The sequence below is a fragment of the Nocardioides sp. Soil777 genome, from assembly GCF_001428425.1.
Classification (GTDB): Bacteria; Actinomycetota; Actinomycetes; order Propionibacteriales; family Nocardioidaceae; genus Nocardioides; species Nocardioides terrigena.
The window spans coordinates 97,261-122,016 of the sequence record NZ_LMSN01000021.1 but is presented as its reverse complement, the minus strand read 5'-3'; the positions used below and the strand labels follow the sequence as shown (position 1 = coordinate 122,016).

Below are 24,756 nucleotides of genomic sequence, written 5' to 3'. Positions count from 1 at the left end.
GTCAGCCTACCGAGGCCCCTCGGGCACGTGACTACGATGGGCGACCATGAGCGCCGACAAGCAGTCCTCGCCGCCCGATTCCCCCTGGGGCCGGGTCACCGAGGACGGCACCGTATTCGTCCGGACCACCGATGGTGAACGCTCCGTGGGGCAGTACCCCGAGGGCTCCCCGGAGGAGGCGCTGAAGTTCTTCACCGACCGCTACGACGCGCTCGCCTTCGAGGTGCACCTGCTCGAGCAGCGCATCGGCGCCGGCAAGCTGAGCCCGGAGGAGGCCACCTCCACGGTCAAGGCGCTCCGCGAGCAGGTCGTCGAGGCCAACGCCGTCGGCGACCTGACCGCGCTGGCCGCCCGGCTCGACGCCACGGCACCCCTCATCGCCATCCAGCGCGACGCCCGCCGGGCCGAGAAGGCCCAGCGCAGCGCCGAGTCGCGGGCCGAGAAGGACAAGATCGTCGCCGAGGCCGAGAAGCTCGCCGAGGGCAACGACTGGCGCAACGGCGCCAACCGGCTGCGCGACCTGCTCGACCAGTGGAAGGCGCTCCCCCGCCTCGACCGGTCGACCGACGACACGCTGTGGCGGCGCTTCTCGTCGGCGCGGACGACGTACACCCGGCGCCGCAAGGCGCACTTCGCCGAGGAGCACGAGCGCCGCGACGGCGCCCGGGTCATCAAGGAGCGCCTGGCCACCGAGGCCGAGGCCCTCGCCACCTCGACCGAGTGGGGCCCGACCGCAGGTCGCTACCGCGACCTGATGCGCGAGTGGAAGGCCGCCGGCCCCGCCCCGCGCGACGTCGACGACCAGCTGTGGCAGCGGTTCCGCGGCGCACAGGACACCTTCTTCGGCAACCGCGACGCGGCCAACGCCGAGCTCGACAAGGAGTTCGCCGTCAACGCCGAGGTCAAGGAGGCCCTGCTCGTCGAGGCCGAGGCCCTCCTGCCCGTGACCGACCTCGAGGCCGCCAAGCGTGCCTTCCGCGACATCGCCGACAAGTGGGACGCCGCCGGCAAGGTCCCCCGCGACCGGATGAAGGACCTCGAGGGCCGCATCCGCAAGGTCGAGCAGGCCATCCGCTCGGTCGAGGACGACCAGTGGCGCAAGTCCGACCCGGAGAAGTCCGCCCGCGCCGACGACATGGTGTCCAAGCTCGAGGCCGGCATCGCCGACGCCCAGGCCAAGCTCGACAAGGCGCAGGCCTCCGGCGACGCCCGGCGCATCAAGGACCTCGAGGCGGACCTGGCCAACAAGCAGGCCTTCCTCGACATGGCGCGTCGCGCGTCCGCCGAGTTCGGCGGCTGACCCAGACGGTCCCCGAGGGTCGCACTCGGTGGTTGAGGTGCGAGCGCAGCGAGCCTCGAAACCACCTGGTCGTGAGGGTTCCGAGAGCCCTCGGTGGTTGAGGTGCGAGCGCAGCGAGCCTCGAAACCGCCGTCATCCACAGGCCGGAGTCCCTCGGCATGCTCTCCGGAGGCCGCGGGTAGGCGGCATGCCATGCCTTGGGTCTACATGCTCCGCTGCGCCGACGGCTCCTACTACGTGGGCAGCACCCGTGACCTTGAGCTTCGGGTCCACCAGCACAACACACCGGATCTTGGCGCCGCCTTCACGCGTGCGCGCCGTCCGGTCGAGCTCGTCTGGAGTGCGGAGACCGAGCACGTCGGTGAGGCATTCACCCTCGAGAAGCAGATCCAGGGCTGGAGCAGGCGCAAGCGACAGGCGCTGATCGCCGGGGAGTACGACGAGCTGGTTGCCGCCTCCCGTCGGCGGGGTGGGCGAGCGAGGGGAGGCTGATCGGGGGTTTCGAGGCTCGCTCCGCTCGCACCTCAACCACCGATCCGAGGCTCGCTCCGCTCGCACCTCAACCACCGATCCGAGGGCGGCCACGACGTCGGCCGACCCGGCACTGTCCGAGAGTCAGCTGGTGACCCGGTAGGCGTCGAAGACGCCGGGGACCGAGCGGACCGAGCGGAGCACGCTGTCGAGGTGCGAGGCGTCGGCCATCTCGAAGCTGAAGCGGCTCTTGGCCACCCGGTCGCGGGTGGTGGAGAGGGTCGCGCTGAGGATGTTCACGTGGGCGTCCGAGAGCACCATGGTGATGTCGGACAGCAGCCGGGCGCGGTCGAGGGCCTCCACCTGGATGTTGACCAGGAAGGTCGACTGCGACGTCGGCGCCCACTCCACCTCGAGGAGTCGCTCGGGCTGGGTCTCGAGGTTGCCGGCGTTGGTGCAGTCCTTGCGGTGCACGGACACGCCGCCGCCCTTGGTGACGAACCCGAGGACCGGGTCCGGGGGCACCGGGGTGCAGCACTTCGCGAGCTTGACCCACAGGTCCTCGACGCCCTTGACGATGACGCCCGCGTCGCTCGAGGTGGGCTTGGCCCGACCGCGGCGCCCGGTGATGGTGACGCCCTCGGCGAGGTCCTCCGCGGCCCCGTCATCACCGCCGTGCAGGTCGATGACCTTGCGTACGACGGCCTGGGCACTGAGGTTGCCCTCCCCCACCGCGGCGTACAGCGCGGACACGTCGGCGTGGTTGAAGTGCGACGCCACGAGCATGAGGGACTCGTGCGTCATGAGGCGCTTGAGGGGTAGGCCCTCCTTGCGCATCATCCGGCCGATCTGCTCCTTGCCGCGCTCGATCGCCTCCTCGCGCCGCTCCTTGGTGAACCACTGGCGGATCTTGGAGCGGGCCCGCGGTGACTTGACGAAGTTGAGCCAGTCGCGCGACGGTCCGGCGCCCGGCGACTTGGAGGTGAAGACCTCGACGACGTCACCGTTGTCGAGGGAGGACTCGAGGGGCACGAGACGACCATTGACCCGGGCGCCGATCGTGTGGTGGCCGACCTCGGTGTGGACGGCGTAGGCGAAGTCGACCGGGGTGGACCCGACGGGCAGCGGCATGACGTCGCCGCGCGGGGTGAAGACGTAGACCTGGGCGCGGTTCATCTCGAAGCGCAGCGACTCCAGGAACTCCCCCGGGTCCTCGACCTCGCTCTGCCAGTCCATGAGCTGGCGCAGCCACGACATGTCGTCGAGGTCGCCGGGCCGGTCGGTGTCGACCCCGGCCTTGCCGTCCTCCTTGTACTTCCAGTGCGCCGCGACGCCGTACTCCGCGCGACGGTGCATCGCGAAGGTGCGGATCTGGAGCTCGACCGGCTTGCCCTGCGGCCCGATGACCGTCGTGTGCAACGACTGGTACATGTTGAACTTCGGCATCGCGACGTAGTCCTTGAAGCGCCCCAGGACGGGGTTCCAGCGCGAGTGCAGCACGCCGAGGACGGAGTAGCAGTCGCGGTCGTCCTCGACGAGGATGCGGATGCCGACGAGGTCGTAGATGTCGGAGAACTCGCGACCGCCGACGATCATCTTCTGGTAGATCGAGTAGTAGTGCTTGGGCCGCCCGGTGACCTTGGCCTTGATCTTGGCGTCGCGCAGGTCCGCCTCGACCTTCTCGATCACCTCGGCGAGGAACTGGTCGCGCGACGGCGCACGCTCGGCGACGAGCCGCACGATCTCGTCGTACATCTTGGGGTGCAGCGTGGCGAAGGCGAGGTCCTCGAGCTCCCACTTGAGAGTGTTCATGCCGAGGCGGTGCGCGAGCGGTGCGTAGATGTCGAGGGTCTCGCGGGCCTTGCGCTCCTGCGTCTCGGCCTTGAGGTAGCGCAGCGTGCGCATGTTGTGGAGCCGGTCGGCGAGCTTGATGACGAGCACCCGGATGTCGCGCGACATCGCCACGATCATCTTGCGGATCGTCTCGGCCTGGGCCGAGTCGCCGTACTGGACCTTGTCGAGCTTGGTCACGCCGTCGACGAGGACCGCGACCTCGTCACCGAAGTCGGCGCGCAGCTGGTCGAGGGTGTACGGCGTGTCCTCGACCGTGTCGTGCAGCAGCGACGCCACCAGGGTCGGCTCGGTCATGCCGATGTCCGCGAGGATCGTCGTCACCGCGAGCGGGTGGGTGATGTAGGGGTCACCGCTCTTGCGCATCTGGGTGCCGTGCATCTGCTCGGCGATGCCGTAGGCACGCTCCAGCAGGGCCAGGTCGGCCTTGGGGTGGTTGGCGCGCACCGCGCGGAAGAGCGGCTCGAGGACCGGGTTGCCGGTGGGCGCCTTGGCCCCGATCCGGGCCAGCCGGGCACGCATGCTGCGGGCGGAGACGGGCACGTCGGCGGACCGCTCCCGCGGCACCGGTGTCGTGGTCTCCTCAGCCATTCACCCAGTCTAGTGACGACCCCGAGCGTCGGTGGGGCGGACTCCCGAGGTCAGCGCGAGGTCAGACCGTCATCAGGGCGCGCAGCGGCAGCCCGTCGACCGCGGCGCGGCCCGGGAGGAAGCTCAGCTCCATCAGGACGGCCACGCCGACGCACGTGCCGCCGCACCTCTCGACGAGCTCGCGGGTGGCCGCCACGGTGCCACCGGTGGCCAGCACGTCGTCGACGAGGAGGACCCGGTCACCGGGCGAGATGCCGTCACGGTGCACCTCGAGCGTCGCCTCGCCGTACTCCAGCGAGTAGGAGATCGAGTGCGTCGCACGCGGGAGCTTGCCGGCCTTGCGGACGGGGACGAAACCCGCACCGAGCTCGAGCGCGACCGGGGCGGCCAGGATGAAGCCGCGCGCCTCCATGCCCAGGACCTTGTCCACGACCGTGGCGCCCGAGGCGTCCCTGCCGGCCTGCGCCAGTGCACCCACGACCGACCCGAAGGCCACGTGGTCGGCCAGCAGCGGCGTGATGTCCTTGAAGACGACCCCCGCCTCCGGATAGTCGGGCACGTCGATGATCAGGCGGTCCAGGTGGGCCCTGGCCAGGTCCCCGGTGGGATCGCTGACGACCGGCCCGGACCGGGGCCGAGGGGCCACCTCAGGCCTCCGGGTCGGAGTGCGTCCCGGGCGTGCTCCCGGGCTCCTCCTCCTCGACGGGTACGACGGAGCCGATGGCCGGGCGGACGACCTCGACCACGACGCCCGGAGCGATCTCGACCTTGACGCGGTCGTCGACCACCGAGGTGATGGTGCCGAACATGCCGGAGGACAGCATCACGCGCTGGCCGGGCTCCAGGGAGGACTGGAGGCGGGCGAGCTCCTTCTGGCGGCGGGAGGCGGGTCGCACCACCATCAGCCAGAAGAGCAGGGCAATGGCCACCAGGGGCAGGAAGGAGACGAGCTCCGTCACGGTCGAGTACCTCGCGAGTCAGGGAGTGAGACGACGGTCCCCACGAGCCTCAGACGCGCTCGGGAGGGACCAACGGTGGAGTGTACGTGGCCGGCGCGAGCCGGGTCACACGTCGTCGAACAGCGAACCCTCGATGCCGGCCCCGGCGGGCATCGAGAGGCCGAGGTGGTGCCACGCGGCGCGGGTCGCGACCCGCCCACGGGGGGTGCGGGCGAGCAGCCCCGACCGCACGAGGAAGGGCTCGGCGACCTCCTCGACGGTCTCGCGCTCCTCCCCCACGGCGACGGCCAGGGTGGCGACCCCCACGGGCCCACCGCCGAAGCGGCGGCACAGCACGTCGAGGACCGCTCGGTCGAGGCGGTCGAGGCCGGACTCGTCCACCTCGTAGAGCTCGAGCGCGGAGCGGGACACGGGCAGCGTCACGATGCCGTCGGCGCGCACCTGGGCGAAGTCGCGGACGCGGCGAAGCAGCCGGTTGGCGATGCGGGGGGTGCCGCGCGACCGGGAGGCGATCTCGGAGGACCCCTCGGCTGTCAGCTCGACCCCGAGCAGGCCGGCGGAGCGGTGGACGATGAGGTCGAGCTCGTGCGGCTCGTAGAACTCGAGGTGGGCCGTGAAGCCGAAGCGGTCGCGCAGCGGACCGGGCAGCAGGCCGGCCCGGGTGGTGGCCCCGACCAGGGTGAAGGGCGGGATCTCCAGCGGGATCGCGGTGGCCCCGGGCCCCTTGCCGATGACGACGTCGACCCGGAAGTCCTCCATCGCCATGTAGAGCATCTCCTCGGCGGGACGCGACATCCGGTGGATCTCGTCGACGAAGAGGACGTCGCCCTCGTTGAGCCCGGACAGGATCGCGGCCAGGTCCCCGGCGTGGGTGATCGCCGGACCACTGGTGAGGCGCAGCGGGGAGGACATCTCCCCCGCGATGATCATCGCCAGCGTCGTCTTGCCCAGGCCGGGCGGACCGGACAGCAGCACGTGGTCGGGGGCCTTGCCACGCCGACGCGCGGCCTCGAGCACCAGGCCGAGCTGGTCGCGGACGCGGGTCTGGCCGACCACCTCGTCCAGGCTGCGGGGACGCAGGGCGGCCTCGACGGCACGCTCGTCGCCGTCGGCCTCCGCGTCGGTCAGCCTGCGGAAGTGCGCGGCCTCGGCCGGGGTCAGCTCGGCTCCGGCGAGGTCCAGGTCGCCGTCGTCCAGCCCCGTGTCGTCCCAGTCGATCGGCATCGGACGCGTCCCCTCAGGCCTTGCTCAGCGTGCGGAGCGCGGCGCGCAGCAGGGCGGGCACGTCCGGGGTCGGTCCGGCGTCGCCGGAGACGGCCTCGATGGCCTTGTCGGCCTCCTTGGCCGACCAGCCCAGGCCCACGAGCCCTTGCTGGACCTGGTCGCGCCACGGCGCCGCCGCGGCCGCGGGCGACGTACGGCTGCCGGAGCCGACCGGGGAGCCGATGCGGTCGCGGAGCTCGAGGATGATGCGCTGGGCGCCCTTCTGCCCGATGCCGGGCACCCGGGTGAGGGTCTTGACGTCCTCGGCCGCGACCGCGACCCGCAGGTCGTCGGGCGAGAGCACGGCGAGCATCGCCTGGGCGAGCTTGGGACCCACGCCCGATGCGGTCTGGACGAGCTCGAAGGCCTGCTTCTCGTCCTCGTCGAGGAAGCCGAACACGGTCAGCGAGTCCTCGCGGACCACCATGCTGGTGGGCAGCATCGCCTCGCGGCCGACGCGCAGGGTCGCGAGCGTGCCGGGCGTGCACATGAGCTCGAGCCCGACCCCGCCGACCTCGAGGACGGCGCTGGTGAGCGTGACGGCGGCGACCTCGCCCCGGACGAATGCGATCACTGCTTCCTCCCGGCCGCGGCCAGCGCGGCGTCGATGCGTGCCTGGGCGCTGCCGCGCCAGATGTGGGTGATGGCCAGGGCGAGGGCGTCGGCGGCGTCGGCCGGCCTGGGCGGCGCGTCGAGCCGCAGGATGCGCGTCACCATGGCGGTCACCTGGGCCTTGTCGGCGCGTCCGCTGCCGGACACGGCGGCCTTGACCTCGCTCGGGGTGTGCATGGCGACGGGGAGCCCGCGGCGGGCGGCGACCACGAGGGCGATGCCGCTGGCCTGGGCCGTGCCCATGATGGTGCTGGAGTCGGAGCGGGCGAAGATCCGCTCCACCGCCACGGCGTCCGGCTGGAACTCGTCGAGCCAGGCGTCGAGGCCCTTCTCGATCGTCACCAGACGCTCGGCGACCGGGATGCCGGCGCTGGTGCGGAGCACGTTGACGTCGACGAGGGTCAGCGGGCGTCCGAGCGAGCCCTCGACCACGCCGACGCCGCAGCGGGTGAGGCCGGGGTCGATGCCGAGCACGCGCATGGCACCACCCACCTCCTCACCGTCGTCAGGTCCGTCGTCCGAACATCTGTTCGCACGAGCACGCTAACAAGCGGCGCGGCGGAGTCGGCGTACGACACGCGCGGCGGACGGGTCCGTCAAGCGTCCTCGAGCTGGGCGAGCACCTCGTCGGGGACGTCGACGTTGGTGAAGACGTTCTGCACGTCGTCGAGGTCCTCGAGCGCGTCGACGAGGCGGAAGACCTTGCCGGCCGAGTCGCTGTCGGCGACCGGGATCTCCATGCTCGCCACGAACTCGACGTCGGCGGAGTCGTAGTCGATGCCGGCGGCCTGCAGGGCCGTGCGGACCTCGACGACGTCGGTGGCCTCGGACTGCACCTGGAACACCTCGTCGAGGTCGTTGACCTCCTCGGCGCCCGCGTCGAGCGTCGCCTCGAGGACGTCGTCCTCGGAGACCTCCCGGGTCTCCTGCGTCTTGGGCACCACGACGACGCCCTTGCGCGTGAAGAGCCTCGACACCGAGCCCGGGTCGGCCAGCGTGCCGCCGTTGCGGGTCACCGCGGTGCGGACCTCCATGGCCGCGCGGTTGCGGTTGTCGGTGAGGCACTCGACGAGCAGCGCGACGCCCTGCGGGCCGTAGACCTCGTACATGATCGTCTGGTAGTCGGCAGCGCCGGCCTCGGCCCCCGAGCCGCGCTTGACGGCGCGGTCGATGTTGTCGTTGGGGACCGAGCTCTTCTTCGCCTTCTGGATCGCGTCGAAGAGCGTCGGGTTGCCGGAGGGGTCACCGCCGCCCTGCTTGGCCGCCACCTCGATGTTCTTGATGAGCTTGGCGAACAGCTTGCCGCGCTTGGCGTCGATCGCGGCCTTCTTGTGCTTCGTGGTCGCCCACTTGGAGTGGCCAGACATGGGTCCCTCTTCTTCTCCGGTGCAGTACGGCGTGGTCCGCTCGGTCAGCCCCTGCGCACGAGGTCCACGAACATCTGGTGGATCCGGGTGTCCCCGCCGACCTCCGGATGGAAGGAGGTCGCCATCAGGTGACCCTGGCGAACGCCGACGATCCTACCGGCGGCCGGTCCTGCCGCGACGCGCGCCAGTGTCTCGACGCCCGGACCGACCTCCTCGACCCACGGGGCGCGGATGAAGACGGCGTGCACGGGGTCGTCGAGTCCCTCGACGTGGAGGTCCTCCTCGAAGGAGTCGACCTGTCGCCCGAAGGCGTTGCGTCGCACGGTGATGTCGAGGCCGCCGACCGTCTCCTGGCCGGGCGCACCGTCCTCGACCCGGTCGGCGAGCAGGATCATCCCGGCACAGGTACCGAAGGCCGGCAGCCCGTCCTTCACCCGCTCCCGCAGCGGCTCGAGCAGGTCGAAGATCCGGGCCAGCTTGACCATCGTGGTCGACTCACCGCCCGGCAGGACCAGGCCGTCGACGGCGGCGAGCTCGGCAGGGCGGCGTACGGCGATCGCGTCCACGCCGCAGGAGGCGAGGGCGCGCAGGTGCTCGCGCACGTCGCCCTGCAGCGCGAGGACGCCGATGGTCTGGGTCACGAGCGAGGATCCTACGGACTGCTCCGGCCGTATCCTCGGGCCCCATGAGGTCCCTCCGCACCGCGGCGCTCGCCACCCCGTTGCTGTCCGCGCTGCTCGTCCTCGGCGCGACGCCGGCCGGCACGGTGCCTGCCCCCGCGCCGCCCCCGCGGGCGACGATCGACGGCTGGCCCACCGCCAGCCCCGCGGCCCTCGGGCTGCGGCCCGCCCGTCTCGAGGCCCTGGCCGCCGAGGCGAAGCAGGCGGACTCGACCTGCTACGCCGTCGTCCGCAAGGGCCGCCTCGCCCGCGACTGGAACTGGGGCACGAGACGGACCACGCCGCGCGAGGTCTTCTCCGTCACCAAGTCCGTCACAAGCGCGCTCGTCGGCATCGCGGTCCGGGACGGGTCGCTGCGCCTCGGCGACCGCGTGTCGCGCTACGTCCCGCAGTGGCGCGGGACCCCCTCGGCCACCGTCACGGTGCGTCACCTGCTGTCCAACGACAGCGGTCGCTTCTGGTCCTTCGACTCCGACTACGGCGCCCTGGTGCAGGCCCGCAACCGCACGGCGTACGCCGTCGGGCTGACCCAACAGCACGCCCCGGGCAGCGCGTGGGCCTACAACAACGCGGCCATCCAGGTGCTCGACGCGGTGCTCCGACGGGCGACGGGCACGCCCGTCGACCGGTTCGCCGCGCGACGGCTGTTCGCGCCGCTGGGCATGACCCACACCCGGATGGTCCGCGACGCGAGCGGACGGTCGACCACCGTCTTCTTCGGCCTCCAGACCACCTGCCTGGACCTGGCCAGGTTCGGCACGCTCTACCTCGATCGAGGCATCGTGGACGGGAAGCGGATCGTCACCCGCGACTGGGTGCGGAAGTCGGTCGGCGCATCCTCGACCGTGCACAACGCGGCGTACGGCTTCCTGTGGTGGCTCAACCGTCCCGGCCCGCTCCGCGGCGCAACGGACGCGGTGGACGCGAACGGCCAGCCGCTCACCCCGGTCAGCGGCCAGCTCGCGCCGGGGGCACCGTCGTCGACGTACGCCGCGATCGGTCTCGGCGGCCAGGTGCTGCTGGTCGACCCGCGGTCCCGGACCGTGGTGGTGCGGCTGGGGCGGCCGGACCTGTCGGGCGGTGCGGGCTACGGCTTCGCGGACGCGGCCGAGGTGGTCACGACCGCGCTCCGCTGACGGAGGGGGTCAACCCACCGGGACGCAGGTTGCGCCGCTGCCGTTGCCGCTGAAGCGGTAGTGGGCGGACTCCGACTCGAGCCCGTTCGACAGCGCGACCACCCACACCTCCCCGACCGAGTTGTTGAAGTTGGCGTTCTGCGTGGTGGCCGCGCGCAAGGTCCCGGCGACCGTGGGCTCGGCCGTGGGGTTTGTGTGCCTGATCTGGAAGCTCTGAGGACTCGACGTCGACGTCCACGTGAGCCTGATCGAGTTACCCGTACGGGTGCACGAGGTGGGCACGGGCTTCTCGGGCACGGCTGGAGCCGCCACGGTGATCCTGCTGGTGCCCGCCACGCTGTCGGTCCAGAAGGCCGAGGTGCCCTCCGGCACGCGGGCCAGCCCGACTCCCACGCCCAGGACCACGACCAGCGCGCCGAGCACCGCGACCCGTTCCACCTTCTCCGGACGAGTCCCGGCGCGCAGCGACAGCACCACCAGCAGCACGGCCAGCACCAGGCCCGCGGCCAGTCCGCGGCCCGCGGGGCCCGTCAGTGCCGACAGGACCGCTCCCGCACGAGGCACCGAGACGAACACCCTGTCCACCGTGTCGACGCGGTAGGTCTCCGCGTCCGCGCTGAGGTTGGCGTCGCCCTTGAGCGTGAGCGCCCCGTCGTCGGCGATGCTGGCGACGCGGTGGGTGACCCGGGTCCCTGCGGCGTCCCGGACGGAGACGACGTCGCCCACCGTGAGGTCCTCCGCGTCCACGGTCCGGGCGAGCGCCAGGGAGCCGGTGGAGATCGCGGGGCTCATCGAGCCCGACTGGAACACCAGCGGTGTCACGCCCGTGACGGCGAAGAGCAGCGCCACCGCGAGCGACAGCGCACCGGCGACGGCGGCGACCGTCAGGGCGAGGCCGCCGAGCCGGCGGGGGTACGACGTCGTGGGCGTGGTGGGGAGCTCGATGGGAAGGCCGTACGTGGTCGCGGGGTCGACGGTGGAGGACGTGTCGGTCATGGCGTCTGGGGGTCCTTCTGAACCGCACGGAAGGTGACCGTGATCGTGGACGAGCCGCTCGCGGGAGCGGACGGGGCGAGGGTGGCCTGGATGCAGATCTTCTGGCTCGCCCCGGGGACGAGGGTGCGGGGCGTGCCGACGAGCACCCCGTTGAACGACGTGCCCGTCTGGATCCCGGTGCCGGCGCACGTGAGGCCGCCGCCCGTGGTGGTGGTCGCGCTGTCGGTCGTGACCTTGGCGGTCAGGGCGGCAGTGGAGCCGGACGGGGAGCCGTCCACGGCGGTCGCAGCGATCGTGTAGAGCATGGTCGCGTGGTCGGCGACGCTGGCGTTGCTGACCGTGAAGACGGCCGCCGTGCTGCTGCCGGGGACCATCGCGTCGACGCGGAGGCCGGCCTCGACCAGGGCGTCGCCGCCGTTGACCTTGAGGTCGAACGAGCCGGCGACGACGGGGCCGGGGGTGATCACGGCCCTCGACGACCAGTAGGCCATGGTGTTGACCCCGAGCGGCGCGACGAGGACGCCCAGTGCCAGGACGGCACGGAATCGCACCGACCGGATCGCACCGGGAACGTGCCGGGGACGGCTGGACTCAGGCAGTCGCATGACAGGTCCCTTCCTCGTCGTCCTCGCGGCGTCGCCCGGCGAGGACGAGTGCCAGGCCGGCGCCGACCAGCACGGCGGCTCCCAGCAGGGATGCCCGGACCTCGGGTGCTCCCGTCGCAGGCAGCACCCCGTCCGGCGTCGTCGACCCGCCGCCGGTCGTCGCGCCGCCGGTGGTGCCGCCGTCCTGGCGCACGGTGGCGTCGGTGAGGCGCAGCCGGAAGTCGAGCGGCAGGAGCAGGTGCTGCGTCTCGTTGCCGGCGTCGGCGAGCTCGAGCCGCACCTCGACGCGGGCGCTCCCGTCGACGGGCAGGCCCTCGGTCGAGAGGCGGTAGTCCGTGTCGAGGTCATGCACGGAGGTCCACGCCTGACCGTCGAGCCGCGCGTGGACGGTGACCAGGCCGCGATCGAACAGTCCGTCCGGGTCGTCGCTCAGGGTCGCCAGGGAGAAGTCTGCGGACGTCTCGCCGCCGTTGCGGACGTGGAACGCCACCACCCTGGTGTCCCCCGGCACCCAACGGACGCCGGTGTCGAGGACGCCTCCGCCGAGCGTGTGGGACCAGGAGCGGCCGTCGCGGCTCAGCTCGAGCTGCTGGTCGGAGGCCGCGGCCGGAGGAGACGTCGCCAGCAGGCCCAGCAGGCCGAGAAGCGTCGCCACGACGAGGCGCCTCACGCGGCACTCTCCGCGAGGGCTTGCTGCCGCCGTCGACGCGGCCGGGTGGAGGCGCTGACGAACTGGTAGCCGGCGTAGCCGAGGAGCAGGGCCGCCGCGACGTACACCGCGACCTGCCGCTCCTGCCCGCTCATGAGGAGGTTGACCCGACCCAGGTGGGGCACGGCGTACCAGCGCGCGCCCCGGACCTGGACCGGCCGGACCGTCTGGGCGTCCGGAGCGCTGTTGGCGTCGCCCTGGGTGGTGTAGCGGAGCTCGCCGCGGGCGTCGACCCCGATGCCGGTCACCCGGTGGGTGACCACGGTCGGCCTCCCCGACTCGAGCTGGTAGGTGATCACCGTCCCGACCGCGACGTCGGCGGGGTCGATCGGCCTGACGACGACCAGGGTGCCCGGAGGCATCCCGGGCTGCATCGAGCCGGTGAGGACCGTGTACGGCGTCGCACCACCGAGCCGTGGGATGACCACGGCGACGGCGAGGAGCGACACCATGGCCAGGATGACCAGCCAGGCGAACACCTGGCCGGCCCATCCCAGCACGGACCTCATCGGCTCGATCCCCCTCGGCCCGACCTCAGGCGTTCGGGTTGATCTGGACGAGGGAGACGGCGATGTCGTCGAGCGCCGCAGTGGATCCCTGCATGTTGTTGATGTTCTCCGCGGGCGAACCGGTCTCGGCGGTCCCGAACGGGAACGTCACCGTGATCTTCGCCGTGACCGTCTTGCCGTTGTCGGCCGCGGTCACGACCGCGGGGGACGTCATGTCGGCAGCGCCGAGCTTGTAGGCGACGGTGACGTCGGCCTCCACGTTGGCCCCGACGGCGGCGGTCTGCGGAGCGGTCAGGGTGGCCTTCAGGTTGTCACCCGCACCACGGACCACGAACGTGCAGCTCTTGGTGACGACGTCGCCGGGGACGAAGCGCACCACCGTGCCGGTGTTCGCGACGCTGCCCGCGTAGGTCCAGTCCGCGTCGCACGACGGGGTGTCGAGCGACAGGCTGCCGGCGGTGACGTCGCCGCCCTTGATGGTCTCGCTGTCGCTCCAGTAGGCCAGCGAGCCGGCGCCGCCGAGCAGGAGGACAGCAGCAGCGGAGGCCGCGAACGCGCCCTTGGTCGTCTTGTTCATGGAAGTTCCTTCGACTCGGATGAGGTCCAAGGGCCGAGAAGCGTGCCCCCGTCGGAGCCCCAGGTCCGGGCTCCCGACCGGAAGCCTGTGGTCCGCGGCCGAGCGCGTTGGCGCGGCTGTCATCCGGTGCACGGCTCGTGGAGCGCCTGTTCCCGGGCTGTGGTTCTCTCCCGCGAAGTGGTCTGGACCATGTGTCCGTCACGGGCATCTGCAAGGGGCGTCGCGGAGCTCCGCGTCGAGCGGGCACGGGTACGACGAAGCCCCGACGCCGAGGGGCGTCGGGGCTTCGTGGTGGATCGCGTCAGCCGGACGTCACCAACCGCGCTCGGAGAGCCGGTGCGGCTGGGGGATCTCGTCGACGTTGATGCCGACCATCGCCTCGCCGAGCCCGCGGCTCACCTTGGCGACCACGTCGGGGTCGTCGAAGAAGGTCGTGGCCTTGACGATCGCCTCGGCGCGCTGCGCCGGGTTGCCGGACTTGAAGATGCCCGAGCCGACGAAGACGCCCTCGGCACCGAGCTGCATCATCATCGCGGCGTCGGCCGGCGTGGCGATGCCACCGGCGGTGAAGAGCACGACGGGCAGCTTGCCGGCCCGGGCGACCTCCTTGACCAGGTCGTAGGGCGCCTGGAGCTCCTTGGCCGCGACGTACAGCTCGTCCTCGGACAGACCGTGCAGGCGACGCAGCTCGCCGCCGATGGTGCGCATGTGCATCACCGCGTTGGAGACGTCTCCGGTGCCGGCCTCGCCCTTGGAGCGGATCATCGCCGCACCCTCGGTGATGCGACGCAGCGCCTCGCCCAGGTTGGTGGCCCCGCACACGAAGGGGACGGTGAACTGCCACTTGTCGATGTGGTTGGTGTAGTCGGCCGGCGTCAGCACCTCGGACTCGTCGATGTAGTCGACGCCCAGCGACTGGAGGACCTGGGCCTCGGCGAAGTGGCCGATGCGGGCCTTGGCCATGACCGGGATGGAGACGGCCTCGATGATCGAGTCGATCATGTCGGGGTCGCTCATCCGGGACACGCCGCCCTGGGCGCGGATGTCGGCGGGGACCCGCTCGAGGGCCATCACGGCGACCGCGCCGGCGTCCTCGGCGATCGTGGCCTGCTCGGCGGTGACGACGTCCATGATGACGCCGCCCTTCAGCATCTCGGCCATCCCGCGCTTGACGCGCGAGGTGCCGGTGGTGGGGGTCTGCGGGGAGTCGGACATGGCCGAATCGTACGTCCGCGGCGGTCGTGTCCGTACGCCGGGACCGGGCCGTGGATGGGGCCGGGATCAGCCCCGCGAGGCCGCCCGGGCGAGGGCCTGGCGGCGGACGGTCCAGATGCGCTGGGCGACGGTCACCGTGGCCGCCACGGCCAGGATCCACAGGGCGGCCTCGAGCAGCCAGGGCAGGTCGAGGACGTCGGCGAAGAAGGCCGGGACGAGGAAGCCGACGAGCCGGTCCGGGCGCTCGGCGATGCCGACCTTGGCGTCGTAGCCGAGGTGGTCGGCCTTGGCCCGGGCGTACGACGTGACCGCGCCCATCACCAGCACCACCAGGCACAGGGCGACGTAGAGGCGGTCCTCCACCACCCAGGCGAAGTAGAGCGCGGCGCCGACGAAGAGCGCCCCGTCGGCGACCCGGTCCAGGGTGGAGTCGAGGAAGGCACCGAAGTCGTCGGTGCGGCCGGCCTTGCGGGCCATCGCACCGTCGATCAGGTCGCTGAAGACGAAGGCGGTGATGAAGAGGACGCCCTGCCAGACCATGCCCTGTGGGAAGAACCAGAGCGCCCCGAAGGCCAGGCCGGCAGTGCCGACCAGGGTCACCACGTCGGGGCTGATGCCGAGACGGATGAAGAGGTTGACGAAGGGCGCGAGCATGACGCCCTGCCAGAACTGCTTGAACCTGTCGAGCACGGCCGCAGGCTACTCCTGCTCGAGCCGGTCGCAGACCTCGGCCACCGCGCTCGGGACCCCGAGGACGTGCCACGACCGGCCTCCCGCCTCCACCACGCGGGACTCACCGCCCACCCCGCGGACGATCGCAGCGCCCGGGAGCCGGTCCCAGTCGGGGACCGAGTGCTGGAAGAGCACGTCGCACCGTCCCTCGGCGATCGCCATCGCGTCCAGCGTGCCGGATCCCATCATCCGCAGGGTCGCGACACCGGCGACGGCTCGGGCGAACGCGGCACCCACCTCGCCGTCGTAGAACGGCGGGTGGAGGTAGGTCGTGGCGCAGCACTCCGCGAGCGGACGGTCCTCGAGCGGCGCCATCGGCACCGCGTCGCGGGTGGGCGGCAGCCCCGGCCCCCCGACGTACGTCGCGTCCTGCTGCGGGTGGTGCACGGCACCGAGGACGACGTCGTCGCCGTCGACCAGCGCCAGCGCCGAGCACCACCAGTCGAGACCGCGGTGGAAGTTGTAGGTGCCGTCGACCGGGTCGATGACCCAGGTGCGGCCGCTCGTCCCGGTGTGGTCGGCGCCCTCCTCCCCCACGATCGCGTCGTCGGGACGCGCCTCCCGCAGTCGCTCGACGACCAGGCGCTCGGCCGCCCGGTCGGCGGCCGTCACGATGTCGGAGACGTGGGTCTTGGTCTCGGCGTCGAGGCCGTCGCGGCGCATCGCGGCGGCCAGCGACCCGGCCTCCCGGACGAGCTCGGCGGCCAGCTGGGCGTCATCCACGTCACGCACGCTACCGGGGCGGCGTACTGTGGCCGCACGGAGCCATCCAGGCTTCCAACCAGGGAGTCCCGATGGCCGACAAGTCGCCACGGCAGGGCATGTCCAAGAAGTCCGGCAAGTCCATCAAGGAGAAGCGGGCCGAGAAGCACGCCAAGGCATCGGGGGCCACCACGGCCGTCGAGGGTCTCACTCCCCACAAGAAGAAGTGAGCCTCCTGCACCTCGGCGTGGTCGGCACCTCCTCCAAGGAGAACGAGCACCGCCTCCCGCTGCACCCCGAGCACCTCTCCCGCCTCGACCCCGGCCTCGCTCGGCAGATCACCCTCGAGCACGGGTACGGCGCGCGCTTCGGCCGCACCGACGAGGAGCTCGGCGAGCACGTGGCCGGTTTCGCGACCCGCGAGGAGATCATCACCGGCTCCGACGTGGTGGTGCTGCCCAAGCCCCAGCACGAGGACGTGGCCGCGATGCACGCCGGCCAGGTCCTCTGGGGCTGGCCGCACTGCGTCCAGGACCCGGAGCTGACCCAGCTGGCCATCGACCGGGAGCTGACGCTGATCGCCTTCGAGGCGATGAACCACTGGACGGTGGACGGTCACGTCGGCCTGCACGTCTTCCACAAGAACAACGAGCTGGCCGGCTACTGCTCGGTGCTGCAGGCGATGGAGCTCGTCGGCGTCACCGGCGACTACGGTCGCCGGCTCAGCGCCGTGGTGATCGGCTTCGGCGCCACCGCCCGCGGGGCGGTGACGGCGCTGAACGCCCACGGTGTCAGCGAGGTCGCCGTGCTGACCAACCGGGGGGTCGCGGCCGTCGGGTCGCCCATCCACTCGGTGCGGATCCGCCAGTTCGACCACGACCCGGACGACTCGTCGGTGAGCCACGTGATCACCGACCGCGGTCGCGAGCCCCTGGCCGCCTACCTCGCCGAGAACGACATCGTCGTCAACTGCACGCTGCAGGACACCGCAGCACCGCTGACCTACCTGCGGACCGAGGACCTCGGCGCGTTCCGGCAGGGCAGCCTGATCGTGGACGTGTCCTGCGACGAGGGCATGGGCTTCTCGTGGGCCACCCCCACGACCTTCGACGAGCCGATGTTCACCGTGGCCGACCGCGTGCACTACTACGCCGTCGACCACAGCCCGTCGTACCTGTGGAACTCGGCGACGTGGGAGAACAGCGAGGCCCTGCTGCCCTTCCTGGAGACGGTGCTCTCGGGGCCCGACGCCTGGGACGGCAACGAGACCATCAGCCGGGCCATCGAGATCCGCGCCGGGCGGATCCAGAACCCCGCCATCCTGGCCTTCCAGGGGCGCGCGCCGGAGCACCCCCACCCCGTCGGCTAGACGCGGGGACCGGCGCCCACCCCTGCGACCTCAGACCAGCTCGGGCACCCGCAGGTGCGCGATGACCAGCTCGCACTCCGCGATGTCGGTGAAGGTGGTCGCCGACGTGGCGCTGCGCTCGTCGCGCATCCGCCTCGCCATCTCCCGGGAGCCCTCGAGGGCCTCTCGTGTCGCGAACCGCGCCGTGCCGCAGCACCGGCCGGAGGCCCGGTCCACGAAGAAGCTGGCACTGCAGAAGTCGTCGTCGGCCTCGAGCCGCACCAGGACCGTGTCCTTGAAGAAGTCGATCATCGACTCGAGGTCCGAGGGCTCGCACTGCATCCAGGTGACCCGGCACCAGGAACCCTCCTCGGTCTCGTGCTCGCGGTGCATGACCGCGATCTCCCACTGGTCGACGACCGCCTCCCCACCCATCATCCGACTCGCGCGGTCACGCAGCGGGACCACCTGTCCCTCGGTGGCCCGCATCTCGTCCTCCCCCGCCCAGGACGTCGTGGCTATGCAGCGTCCGGCGTCACGGTCGACGAGCAGGGAGATCCCCATGCACCCGCCCATCACCGTGATCGTGGGCATGACTTCCTCGCGCAGGAACGCGACACAGGCGTCGATCTGAGCGGCATCGCCGGTGATCGACGTCGAGCGTGCATACATCACTGTGCACCTCCGCACCCGGGGTGGCACCCCGGTGGCGCCACCGGTCCGTCCAGATTCCTCCTGTCCGCAGCCCGGGGCAAGGGGTGGCGGGCGGTCAGTCCTCGGACAGGTCGTGCCAGGCGTTCGCGAGCAGGTCGCGGGTGTCCTCCAGCAGCTGCGGCAGCGTCTTGGTCGCCCCGATCACCGTGATGAAGTTGGCGTCCCCCGACCAGCGCGGTACGACGTGCTGGTGCAGGTGGTCGGCCAGCGACCCGCCGGCCGGGCCACCGAGGTTGATCCCCACGTTGAACGCGTGCGGGGCGCTGACGCCGCGGATGGTGCGGATCGCCTGCTGGGTCATGGCCATCAGCTCCGCCGACTCCTCGGGCGTCAGGTCCTCGAGGTCGGCGACGTGCCGGTAGGGCAGCACCATCAGGTGCCCCGGGTTGTAGGGGTGCAGGTTGAGGACGGCGTACGTCGTCGCACCGCGCGCGACGACGAGGTTGTCCTCGTCGACACCCTGCGGGATGCGGCAGAAGGGACAGCCGTCTGCGGTCGTGTCCGACCGCACATAGGCCATCCGGTAGGGCGTCCACAGCCGCTCGAGCCCGTCCGGGGGCACCTCGACGGACGCCCCCTCACCGTTGTCGCCCATGCCGCGATCCTAGGGGGCCGGTAGGGTCCGGCCGTGACCCCGGTCCTTCGTCCCGCCACCGCAGATGATGCCGCCCGGGTCGCGGAGCTGTTCCACCGTGGCTGGCACGACGGCCACCGGGGCCACGTCCCCGACGGCCTGACCCGGCGGCGTACTCCCGAGGCCTTCCGCGAGCGCGTCGAGCTCCGGATCGCCGGCACCGACGACACGACCGTCGCCGAGGTCGACGGCGTCGTCGCCGGCTTCATCATGGTCGCGGGCGACGAGGTCGAGCAGGTCTACGTCGACAGGGCCTTCCGCGGATCCGGGGTGGCGGACCTCCTGCTCGCCGAGGCCGAGCGGCAGGTCGCCGGCGCGGGCCATCCGTCGGCCTGGCTCGCCGTCGTGGTGGGCAACGCCCGGGCGCGGGCGTTCTACGCCCGTCACGGCTGGCGCGACGAGGGCGACCTCGCCTATGACGTGGTCGCCCTCGGTGAGCACTTCACCTCGCCGTGCCGGCGCTACGTCAAGGACGTCGCACCCGGCTGACGCGTCTGGTCTCAGACCTGCTCGCGGGACGCCACGGCGGACGCGACCCGCTGGATGGCCTCCTCGAGGGGCACCCCGTTGTCCTGGCGCCCGTCGCGGTAGCGGAAGGAGACCGCGCCCTTCTCCACGTCGTCGTCACCGGCGATCATCATGAACGGCACCTTCTGCAGCTGCGCGTTGCGGATCTTCTTCTGCATCCGGTCGTCGGAGTCGTCGACCTCGACCCGCAGCCCGGCCACCTTCATCCGCCGCGCGACGTCGTACAGGTAGTCGTTGTGGCGCTCGGCGATCGGGATCGCCTGGACCTGGACGGGCGCGAGCCAGGGCGGGAAGGCGCCGGCGTAGTGCTCGACGAGGACGCCGATGAACCGCTCGATCGAGCCGAACTTGGCGGAGTGGATCATCACCGGCTGCTTGCGGGTGCCGTCGTTGGCGACGTACTCGAGGTTGAAGCGGTCAACCGCCGGCTGGTTGAAGTCGTACTGGATGGTCGACATCTGCCAGGTGCGACCGATCGCGTCCTTGGCCTGGACCGAGATCTTGGGGCCGTAGAACGCGGCACCGCCCGGGTCGGGGACCAGGTCCACGCCGAACTTGAGCGCGGCGGTCTCCAGGACGTCGGTGGCGGTCTGCCACTGCTCGTCGGAGCCGATGAACTTGTCGGGCTTGGAGTCGTCGCGGGTGGACAGCTCGAAGTAGTAGTCGTCGAGCCCGAAGTCCTTGAGCAGACCGGTCACGAAGGTGAGCAGGTGCTCGACCTCGGCCGGCGCCTGCTCGGGGGTGACGTAGGAGTGCGAGTCGTCCTGGGTCATCGCGCGGACCCGGGTCAGGCCGTGGACCACGCCGGACTTCTCGTAGCGGTAGACCGACCCGAACTCGAAGAACCGCAGCGGCAGCTCACGGTAGGAGCGCTGGCGCGAGCGGTAGATCAGGTTGTGCATCGGGCAGTTCATCGCCTTGAGGCGGTACTCCGCGTGCTCCATCTCCATCGGCGGGAACATGGTGTCCGCGTAGTAGGGCAGGTGCCCGGAGGTGTGGAACAGGCCGTCCTTGCTGATGTGCGGGGTGCCGACGTAGTCGAAGCCCTCCTCGAGGTGCCGACGGCGGACGTAGTCCTCCATCTCCCGCTTGATGACGCCACCGCGCGGGTGGAAGACCGCCATGCCGGAGCCGATCTCGTCCGGGAAGGAGTAGAGGTCGAGCTCGCGACCGAGCTTGCGGTGGTCTCGCCGCTCGGCCTCCTCGATCCGGTGGAGGTGCTCGTCGAGCGCCTCCTTGGACTCCCACGCGGTGCCGTAGATGCGCTGCAGCTGCTTGTTCTTCTCGTCGCCGCGCCAGTAGGCCGCCGCGCTGCGCATCAGCTTGAACGCCGGGATGCGCTTGGTGGTCGGCAGGTGGGGGCCCCGGCACAGGTCGGACCAGGCAGCCTGGCCGTCACGTCCGATGTTGTCGTAGATGGTGAGCTCGCCGGCCCCGACCTCGACGCTGGCGCCCTCGGTGTCGGCGGCCCCGGCACCACCCTTGAGCCCGATGAGCTCGATCTTGTAGGGCTCGTCCTGGAGCTCGGTCAGCGCATCGGCATCGGTGGTGACCCGGCGCTCGAAGCGCTGGTTGGCCTTGATGATCTTGCGCATCGCGGTCTCGATCTTGGCGAGGTCCTCCGGCACGAAGGGGGTCTCGACGTCGAAGTCGTAGTAGAAGCCGTTCTCCACCGGCGGGCCGATGCCGAGGCGGGCCTCGGGCCAGATCTGCTGCACGGCCTGGGCCAGGACGTGGGCGGTGGAGTGGCGCAGGATGTCGCGGCCGTCCTTGCTGGCCATCTCGACGCCCTCGACCTCGTCGCCGTCGCGCAGCTCGTGGGCCAGGTCGCGGAGCTCGCCCCCGACGCGGGCGGCGATGACGTCGGCGTCGTCCCGGAAGAGCTCCCAGGCCTTGGTGCCCGTCGTCAGGGTCTGCTCCTCACGCTGGCCAGCGTGGGTGCGGACGACCTTGATCTCGGACACGGGGTGCTCCTTCTGCATGCAGGTGGTGCGGACAGGGCGATGCTATCGGCCGGTCCGGGACCGGCTCGACCGCATTAAGGAGACGACGACCTGCTCCCCCGTCTGGACCCGCCAGAGGGCGGCGTACGCGCCGTCGCGCGCCACCAGCTCGTCGTGGGTGCCGGCCTCGATGACCCGCCCGGCGTCGAGCACCCAGATGCGGTGCGCATGCCGGACGGTGGAGAGTCGGTGAGCGACGACCAGTGCGGTGCAGCCGGCGGTCGCCTGCCGCAGGGACCGCTGGATGGCAGCCTCGGTCTCGTTGTCGACGGCGCTGGTGGCCTCGTCCAGCACGAGCACGGAGGGGTCACGCAGCAGCGCCCGCGCCAGGGCGAGCCGCTGGCGCTGGCCGCCGGAGAGGGTGACGCCCCGCTCCCCGACCCACGTGTCCAGGCCGTCGGGCAGCCGCTCGACGAAGTCGAGCGCGGCGGCCGCGTCGGCGGCGGCCCGGACCTGCTCCCGGGTCGCCTCCGGACGGCCGTAGGAGATGTTGTCGGCGATGGAGCCGGCGAACATGAAGACGTCCTGGGCGACGTAGCCCATCGAGCCGCGCAGCGAGTCCCAGTCGAGGTCGCGGACGTCCTGCCCGTCGAGCAGCACGCGCCCCGAGCGCGGGTCGTCGAAGCGGAGCACCAGGCGCAGCAGGGACGACTTGCCCGACCCGGTGGCGCCGACGATCGCGTGGGTCTCCCCCGCCGGGACGACCAGGTCGATGCCGTGGAGCACGTCGGGCCCCTCGCCGTACCCGGCCCGGACGCCCTGCAGCTCGATCCGGCCCGCCACCGGCCGCGCCAGCGCGGTGACCCCGGCCTTGACCGAGACCGGCTCCTCGAGCAGGCCGAGGATGCGCGCCGTCGACGCCCGCCCGCGCTGGTAGAGGTCCAGCACCTCGGCGACGTCGGTCAGCGGCCAGAGCAACCGCTGGGTCATGAAGACGAGCACGGAGTAGAGACCCACCTCGAGGTCGCCGCGCAGGGTGGCCCAGCCGCCGAGCAGCAGGGTGCAGGTGAAGCCGGCGAGGATCGCCATCCGCACGAGCGGCACGAAGGCGGCCGAGGAGCGGATCGCGGTCGTGTTGGCGTCGCGGTAGGCCTGGGACACGGCACGCACCCGGTCGCGCTCGCGGTCCTCGGCGGTGAACGCCTTGATCGTCGCGATGCCGGCCAGGTTGGCGCTGAGCGTGCCGGACAGGTCCGCCACGGCGCTGCGGACGTGGACGTAGAGGGGCTCGAGGCGGCGCTGGAAGACCAGCGACCCGGCGACGATGAGCGGGATCGGGAGGAAGGCCAGCACCAGCAGCTGGCCCGACGCGGCCGCGAAGACCCCACCGACGAGCAGCACGTTGAGCGTCGTCTGCAGGATCGCCGGGGCGCCGATGTCGAGGAACCGCTCGAGCTGGTTGACGTCGTCGTTGAGGGTGGCCAGCGTGGCGCCGGCGGGACGCGACTCGTGCCACCCGAGGTCGAGGTGCTGCACGTGGTCGTAGGCCTCGACCCGCAGGTCGTGCTCGACGCCCTGGGCGAGGCCTCGCCACAGCACGCTCGCGATGTAGTCGGAGACGGACTCGATGATCCACACCACGACATTGACGGCCGCGATCCAGCCCAGCTGGGCGTAACGGGACTCGACGCCGAGCAGCTCGCCCACGAACGACGCGTCACCGCGGACGACGACGTCGACGGCGGCCCCGATCAGCAGCTCGGGCATCACGTCGGCGACCTTGTTGACGGTCGACGCCACGACCGCTCCCACGAAGCGCCCCCGGTAGGCGCCGTACCGCTTCCACAGCGCGCGGAGGGGTCGGTCCGCGTCGTGGCTGGCTGCTGGGGACACGATTGCTCCGTTGCTGGGTCGTCAGGTCGAACGCTCGTAGGTTAGGTGCCCCTAACCCGACGCCGGGCATCGGCGCCGGTGCGGGGCTCGTCACCTCCCGGGGGCACCGCTAACCTGCGCCCATGTCCCGCATGGTGGTCCGTCCCCGTCTCGCCCGCACCGCCCTGCGACTCGTGCGCTGGCGCACCGAGGGGACGCTGCCGTCGCACGGCATCGTGGTGGGTGCCCCGCACACCTCCAACTGGGACTGGGTCTTCTCGCTGCTCCTGGCGTGGAGCCAGTGCCGGCACCCCCGGATCATGGTGAAGCAGGAGTTCTTCAAGGGGCCGCTCGCGCCGGTCATGCGGGCCACGGGAGCGGTCTCGATCGACCGCGCCAACCCGGCCGCGGACATCCGCGCACTGATCGACCGCATCGGGGAGTCCGACGAGTTCCTCCTCGCGATCGCCGCCGAGGGGACCCGCAGCAGGTCCGACCACTGGAAGTCCGGCTTCTACCGCCTCTCGCAGCAGACCGGGCTGCCGATCACGCTGGCGTTCATGGACGGCCCGACCCGCACGGTGGGCGTGGGACCGACCTTCACCCCGACCGGTGACCTGTCCGCCGACATGGACCTGGTGCGGGCGTTCTACGCCGACAAGCACGGCCTGCACCCGGAGAAGCGCACCGAGCCGCGGCTGCGCAACGAGGGCTGACGCGGCTCATGCCCCGCCGATGATGCGCTCCATCTCGGCGATGGAACGCTCCGTCTCCTCGTGGAGCACGGCGTGCCACCCGGCGGCTCGGGCCGCCTCGACGTTGACCTCGACGTCGTCGAGGAAGAGCACCTCGGCCGGTCGTACGCCGAGCCGCGCGGCCGCGAGCGCGTAGACCGCCGCGTCGGGCTTGGCCAGGCCGACCTCGTGGGAGTAGACGAGGTCGTCGACCATCCCCTCGAAGCCGTGGTGGCGCTCCCGCTCGCGCGCGCCCGGTCCCGAGTTGGACAGGATCGCGGTCAGCCGGGCCGGCCGCTGCCCCGCGAACCAGGCAACGAGCGGCTCGTCGGGCGTGCCGACGTACCAGCGCCAGAAGTCCTCGCCGAGGGCGTGCGCGCTGTCCTCGTCGAGCCCGAGGCGCACGCGCCAGTGCCCGAGGACCTCGGACCAGGTGACCTCACCGACCACCGGGTCGCCGTCGAGGCCCTCGAGCCGCTCGGCGAACCCCGCGTCGGTCAGCCCCAGTCGCGCCGGCCAGGGACCGGGGAACACCGAGTCGTCGATGACCTCGAGGACTCCCCCGATGTCGCACACCACTGCCTTGATGGTCATGCGTGCACCCTGACCCGGTCGAGGCGAGGGCAAACGTCGAGGCGGTTGCTCGTGGGCCGGGTGGGACGCCACCCCTTGTGTCATGCTGGGCGGAAAGGGCAGCACGCCGGGGGG

28 protein-coding genes are annotated in these 24,756 nt (G+C 71.6%); 7 read left to right on the top strand and 21 right to left on the bottom strand.

Annotated features, from left to right (window positions below):
• Nucleotides 1–46: 46 nt before the first annotated feature.
• Nucleotides 47–1,300: a DUF349 domain-containing protein gene (locus ASG88_RS21975; RefSeq protein ID WP_056889597.1), complete on the top strand. Its 1,254-nt coding sequence runs from the start codon at nt 47–49 to the stop codon at nt 1,298–1,300.
• Between the two features lie 192 nt (nt 1,301–1,492).
• A complete protein-coding gene (locus ASG88_RS21970) occupies nt 1,493–1,792 on the top strand; it encodes a GIY-YIG nuclease family protein (protein WP_056889596.1) in 300 nt (99 codons plus the stop codon).
• A gap of 123 nt (nt 1,793–1,915) precedes the next feature.
• Here ASG88_RS21970 and ASG88_RS21965 read toward each other — a convergent pair whose 3' ends face one another.
• From ASG88_RS21965 to pdxT, 8 genes are all read right to left on the bottom strand, one after another.
• A complete protein-coding gene (locus ASG88_RS21965) occupies nt 1,916–4,144 on the bottom strand; it encodes a RelA/SpoT family protein (RefSeq protein WP_056889671.1) in 2,229 nt (742 codons plus the stop codon).
• Between the two features lie 130 nt (nt 4,145–4,274).
• The gene (locus ASG88_RS21960) at nt 4,275–4,808 is read right to left on the bottom strand and encodes an adenine phosphoribosyltransferase (RefSeq protein WP_056889670.1); all 534 of its coding nucleotides are present in this window, start codon (nt 4,806–4,808) and stop codon (nt 4,275–4,277) included.
• Between the two features lie 52 nt (nt 4,809–4,860).
• A complete protein-coding gene (gene yajC, locus ASG88_RS21955) occupies nt 4,861–5,172 on the bottom strand; it encodes a preprotein translocase subunit YajC (RefSeq protein WP_082600908.1) in 312 nt (103 codons plus the stop codon).
• Nucleotides 5,173–5,277: 105 nt separating this feature from the next.
• Nucleotides 5,278–6,396 (bottom strand): Holliday junction branch migration DNA helicase RuvB, encoded by a 1,119-nt coding sequence (gene ruvB / locus ASG88_RS21950; protein WP_157559899.1) that lies wholly within the window; start codon nt 6,394–6,396, stop codon nt 5,278–5,280.
• A gap of 13 nt (nt 6,397–6,409) precedes the next feature.
• On the bottom strand, nt 6,410–7,009 hold the full coding sequence (gene ruvA, locus ASG88_RS21945; protein WP_056889595.1) for a Holliday junction branch migration protein RuvA: 600 nt from the start codon (nt 7,007–7,009) through the stop codon (nt 6,410–6,412).
• Complete coding sequence (gene ruvC / locus ASG88_RS21940; RefSeq protein ID WP_056889594.1) at nt 7,006–7,527, bottom strand: crossover junction endodeoxyribonuclease RuvC; 522 nt, start codon at nt 7,525–7,527, stop codon at nt 7,006–7,008. Before ruvC ends, ruvA begins: the two co-directional genes overlap by 4 nt.
• A 116-nt stretch (nt 7,528–7,643) precedes the next feature.
• The gene (locus tag ASG88_RS21935) at nt 7,644–8,414 is read right to left on the bottom strand and encodes a YebC/PmpR family DNA-binding transcriptional regulator (RefSeq protein WP_056889593.1); all 771 of its coding nucleotides are present in this window, start codon (nt 8,412–8,414) and stop codon (nt 7,644–7,646) included.
• A gap of 44 nt (nt 8,415–8,458) precedes the next feature.
• The gene (gene pdxT / locus ASG88_RS21930; RefSeq protein ID WP_056889592.1) at nt 8,459–9,055 is read right to left on the bottom strand and encodes a pyridoxal 5'-phosphate synthase glutaminase subunit PdxT; all 597 of its coding nucleotides are present in this window, start codon (nt 9,053–9,055) and stop codon (nt 8,459–8,461) included.
• Between the two features lie 44 nt (nt 9,056–9,099).
• Here pdxT and ASG88_RS21925 point away from each other — a divergent pair, with 44 nt between their 5' ends.
• Entirely contained in the window at nt 9,100–10,230 is a 1,131-nt protein-coding gene (locus tag ASG88_RS21925) for a serine hydrolase domain-containing protein (RefSeq protein ID WP_056889591.1), read from the top strand.
• Nucleotides 10,231–10,239: 9 nt separating this feature from the next.
• On the opposite strand, the gene ASG88_RS21920 is transcribed toward ASG88_RS21925, so the two are convergent.
• The 8 genes from ASG88_RS21920 to ASG88_RS21885 all read right to left on the bottom strand — a co-directional run bounded on the left by ASG88_RS21920 (nt 10,240) and on the right by ASG88_RS21885 (nt 16,296).
• Nucleotides 10,240–11,226, bottom strand: coding sequence for a signal peptidase I (locus tag ASG88_RS21920; protein ID WP_056889590.1), 987 nt, complete (start codon nt 11,224–11,226; stop codon nt 10,240–10,242).
• Nucleotides 11,223–11,777 carry a SipW-dependent-type signal peptide-containing protein gene (locus ASG88_RS23405; protein ID WP_162259889.1) on the bottom strand — a complete coding sequence of 185 codons (555 nt, stop codon included), beginning with the start codon at nt 11,775–11,777 and terminating at the stop codon, nt 11,223–11,225. The genes ASG88_RS21920 and ASG88_RS23405 overlap by 4 nt, the downstream gene beginning before the upstream one ends.
• A 40-nt stretch (nt 11,778–11,817) precedes the next feature.
• Nucleotides 11,818–12,501: a hypothetical protein gene (locus tag ASG88_RS23400; RefSeq protein WP_056889588.1), complete on the bottom strand. Its 684-nt coding sequence runs from the start codon at nt 12,499–12,501 to the stop codon at nt 11,818–11,820.
• Nucleotides 12,498–13,049 (bottom strand): signal peptidase I, encoded by a 552-nt coding sequence (locus ASG88_RS21905; protein ID WP_056889587.1) that lies wholly within the window; start codon nt 13,047–13,049, stop codon nt 12,498–12,500. Before ASG88_RS21905 ends, ASG88_RS23400 begins: the two co-directional genes overlap by 4 nt.
• Before the next feature lie 25 nt (nt 13,050–13,074).
• The gene (locus ASG88_RS21900) at nt 13,075–13,626 is read right to left on the bottom strand and encodes an alternate-type signal peptide domain-containing protein (protein WP_056889586.1); all 552 of its coding nucleotides are present in this window, start codon (nt 13,624–13,626) and stop codon (nt 13,075–13,077) included.
• Nucleotides 13,627–13,938: 312 nt separating this feature from the next.
• Nucleotides 13,939–14,841 carry a pyridoxal 5'-phosphate synthase lyase subunit PdxS gene (pdxS, locus tag ASG88_RS21895; protein ID WP_056889585.1) on the bottom strand — a complete coding sequence of 301 codons (903 nt, stop codon included), beginning with the start codon at nt 14,839–14,841 and terminating at the stop codon, nt 13,939–13,941.
• A gap of 66 nt (nt 14,842–14,907) precedes the next feature.
• Nucleotides 14,908–15,531: a phosphatidylinositol phosphate synthase gene (gene pgsA, locus ASG88_RS21890; RefSeq protein ID WP_056889584.1), complete on the bottom strand. Its 624-nt coding sequence runs from the start codon at nt 15,529–15,531 to the stop codon at nt 14,908–14,910.
• Nucleotides 15,532–15,540: 9 nt separating this feature from the next.
• Nucleotides 15,541–16,296, bottom strand: a complete 756-nt coding sequence (locus ASG88_RS21885; protein ID WP_056889583.1) for an inositol monophosphatase family protein — start codon at nt 16,294–16,296, stop codon at nt 15,541–15,543.
• Nucleotides 16,297–16,367: 71 nt separating this feature from the next.
• Here ASG88_RS21885 and ASG88_RS23670 point away from each other — a divergent pair, with 71 nt between their 5' ends.
• Nucleotides 16,368–16,505, top strand: a complete 138-nt coding sequence (locus ASG88_RS23670) for a hypothetical protein (RefSeq protein ID WP_200956553.1) — start codon at nt 16,368–16,370, stop codon at nt 16,503–16,505.
• Complete coding sequence (locus ASG88_RS21880) at nt 16,502–17,644, top strand: N(5)-(carboxyethyl)ornithine synthase (RefSeq protein WP_056889582.1); 1,143 nt, start codon at nt 16,502–16,504, stop codon at nt 17,642–17,644. The genes ASG88_RS23670 and ASG88_RS21880 overlap by 4 nt, the downstream gene beginning before the upstream one ends.
• A gap of 30 nt (nt 17,645–17,674) precedes the next feature.
• Here the strand turns inward: ASG88_RS21880 and ASG88_RS21875 are convergent, their stop codons facing one another.
• Both ASG88_RS21875 and ASG88_RS21870 read right to left on the bottom strand, forming a co-directional pair.
• Nucleotides 17,675–18,295 carry a hypothetical protein gene (locus ASG88_RS21875; RefSeq protein WP_056889581.1) on the bottom strand — a complete coding sequence of 207 codons (621 nt, stop codon included), beginning with the start codon at nt 18,293–18,295 and terminating at the stop codon, nt 17,675–17,677.
• A 97-nt stretch (nt 18,296–18,392) separates the two neighbouring features.
• A complete protein-coding gene (locus tag ASG88_RS21870) occupies nt 18,393–18,932 on the bottom strand; it encodes an HIT family protein (protein WP_056889580.1) in 540 nt (179 codons plus the stop codon).
• A gap of 33 nt (nt 18,933–18,965) precedes the next feature.
• Between ASG88_RS21870 and ASG88_RS21865 the strand changes: the two genes are divergently transcribed.
• Nucleotides 18,966–19,460: a GNAT family N-acetyltransferase gene (locus ASG88_RS21865; RefSeq protein WP_056889579.1), complete on the top strand. Its 495-nt coding sequence runs from the start codon at nt 18,966–18,968 to the stop codon at nt 19,458–19,460.
• A gap of 11 nt (nt 19,461–19,471) precedes the next feature.
• On the opposite strand, the gene thrS is transcribed toward ASG88_RS21865, so the two are convergent.
• Entirely contained in the window at nt 19,472–21,481 is a 2,010-nt protein-coding gene (gene thrS / locus ASG88_RS21860) for a threonine--tRNA ligase (RefSeq protein WP_414858651.1), read from the bottom strand.
• A gap of 24 nt (nt 21,482–21,505) precedes the next feature.
• Complete coding sequence (locus tag ASG88_RS21855) at nt 21,506–23,335, bottom strand: ABC transporter ATP-binding protein (protein WP_235534964.1); 1,830 nt, start codon at nt 23,333–23,335, stop codon at nt 21,506–21,508.
• A gap of 122 nt (nt 23,336–23,457) precedes the next feature.
• Between ASG88_RS21855 and ASG88_RS21850 the strand changes: the two genes are divergently transcribed.
• On the top strand, nt 23,458–24,030 hold the full coding sequence (locus ASG88_RS21850) for a 1-acyl-sn-glycerol-3-phosphate acyltransferase (RefSeq protein WP_056889576.1): 573 nt from the start codon (nt 23,458–23,460) through the stop codon (nt 24,028–24,030).
• Nucleotides 24,031–24,036: 6 nt separating this feature from the next.
• Here ASG88_RS21850 and ASG88_RS21845 read toward each other — a convergent pair whose 3' ends face one another.
• Nucleotides 24,037–24,642, bottom strand: coding sequence for an HAD-IA family hydrolase (locus ASG88_RS21845; RefSeq protein ID WP_056889575.1), 606 nt, complete (start codon nt 24,640–24,642; stop codon nt 24,037–24,039).
• Nucleotides 24,643–24,756 lie beyond the last annotated feature (114 nt).

Coding starts and splice junctions, on each gene's coding strand:
- ASG88_RS23670 (WP_200956553.1), top strand. CDS start 16,368: ATGGCCGACAAGTCGCCACGGCAGGGCATGTCCAAGAAGTCCGGCAAG.
- thrS (WP_414858651.1), bottom strand. CDS start 21,481: ATGCAGAAGGAGCACCCCGTGTCCGAGATCAAGGTCGTCCGCACCCAC.
- ASG88_RS21875 (WP_056889581.1), bottom strand. CDS start 18,295: ATGTATGCACGCTCGACGTCGATCACCGGCGATGCCGCTCAGATCGAC.
- pdxS (WP_056889585.1), bottom strand. CDS start 14,841: ATGTCCGACTCCCCGCAGACCCCCACCACCGGCACCTCGCGCGTCAAG.
- ruvB (WP_157559899.1), bottom strand. CDS start 6,396: ATGCCGATCGACTGGGACGACACGGGGCTGGACGACGGCGACCTGGAC.
- ASG88_RS21870 (WP_056889580.1), bottom strand. CDS start 18,932: ATGGGCGACAACGGTGAGGGGGCGTCCGTCGAGGTGCCCCCGGACGGG.
- ASG88_RS21850 (WP_056889576.1), top strand. CDS start 23,458: ATGTCCCGCATGGTGGTCCGTCCCCGTCTCGCCCGCACCGCCCTGCGA.
- ASG88_RS21925 (WP_056889591.1), top strand. CDS start 9,100: ATGAGGTCCCTCCGCACCGCGGCGCTCGCCACCCCGTTGCTGTCCGCG.
- ASG88_RS21905 (WP_056889587.1), bottom strand. CDS start 13,049: ATGAGGTCCGTGCTGGGATGGGCCGGCCAGGTGTTCGCCTGGCTGGTC.
- ASG88_RS21845 (WP_056889575.1), bottom strand. CDS start 24,642: ATGACCATCAAGGCAGTGGTGTGCGACATCGGGGGAGTCCTCGAGGTC.
- ASG88_RS21970 (WP_056889596.1), top strand. CDS start 1,493: ATGCCTTGGGTCTACATGCTCCGCTGCGCCGACGGCTCCTACTACGTG.
- ASG88_RS21965 (WP_056889671.1), bottom strand. CDS start 4,144: ATGCGTGCCCGGCTGGCCCGGATCGGGGCCAAGGCGCCCACCGGCAAC.
- ruvC (WP_056889594.1), bottom strand. CDS start 7,527: ATGCGCGTGCTCGGCATCGACCCCGGCCTCACCCGCTGCGGCGTCGGC.
- ASG88_RS21975 (WP_056889597.1), top strand. CDS start 47: ATGAGCGCCGACAAGCAGTCCTCGCCGCCCGATTCCCCCTGGGGCCGG.
- ASG88_RS21935 (WP_056889593.1), bottom strand. CDS start 8,414: ATGTCTGGCCACTCCAAGTGGGCGACCACGAAGCACAAGAAGGCCGCG.
- ASG88_RS21900 (WP_056889586.1), bottom strand. CDS start 13,626: ATGAACAAGACGACCAAGGGCGCGTTCGCGGCCTCCGCTGCTGCTGTC.
- ASG88_RS21920 (WP_056889590.1), bottom strand. CDS start 11,226: ATGACCGACACGTCCTCCACCGTCGACCCCGCGACCACGTACGGCCTT.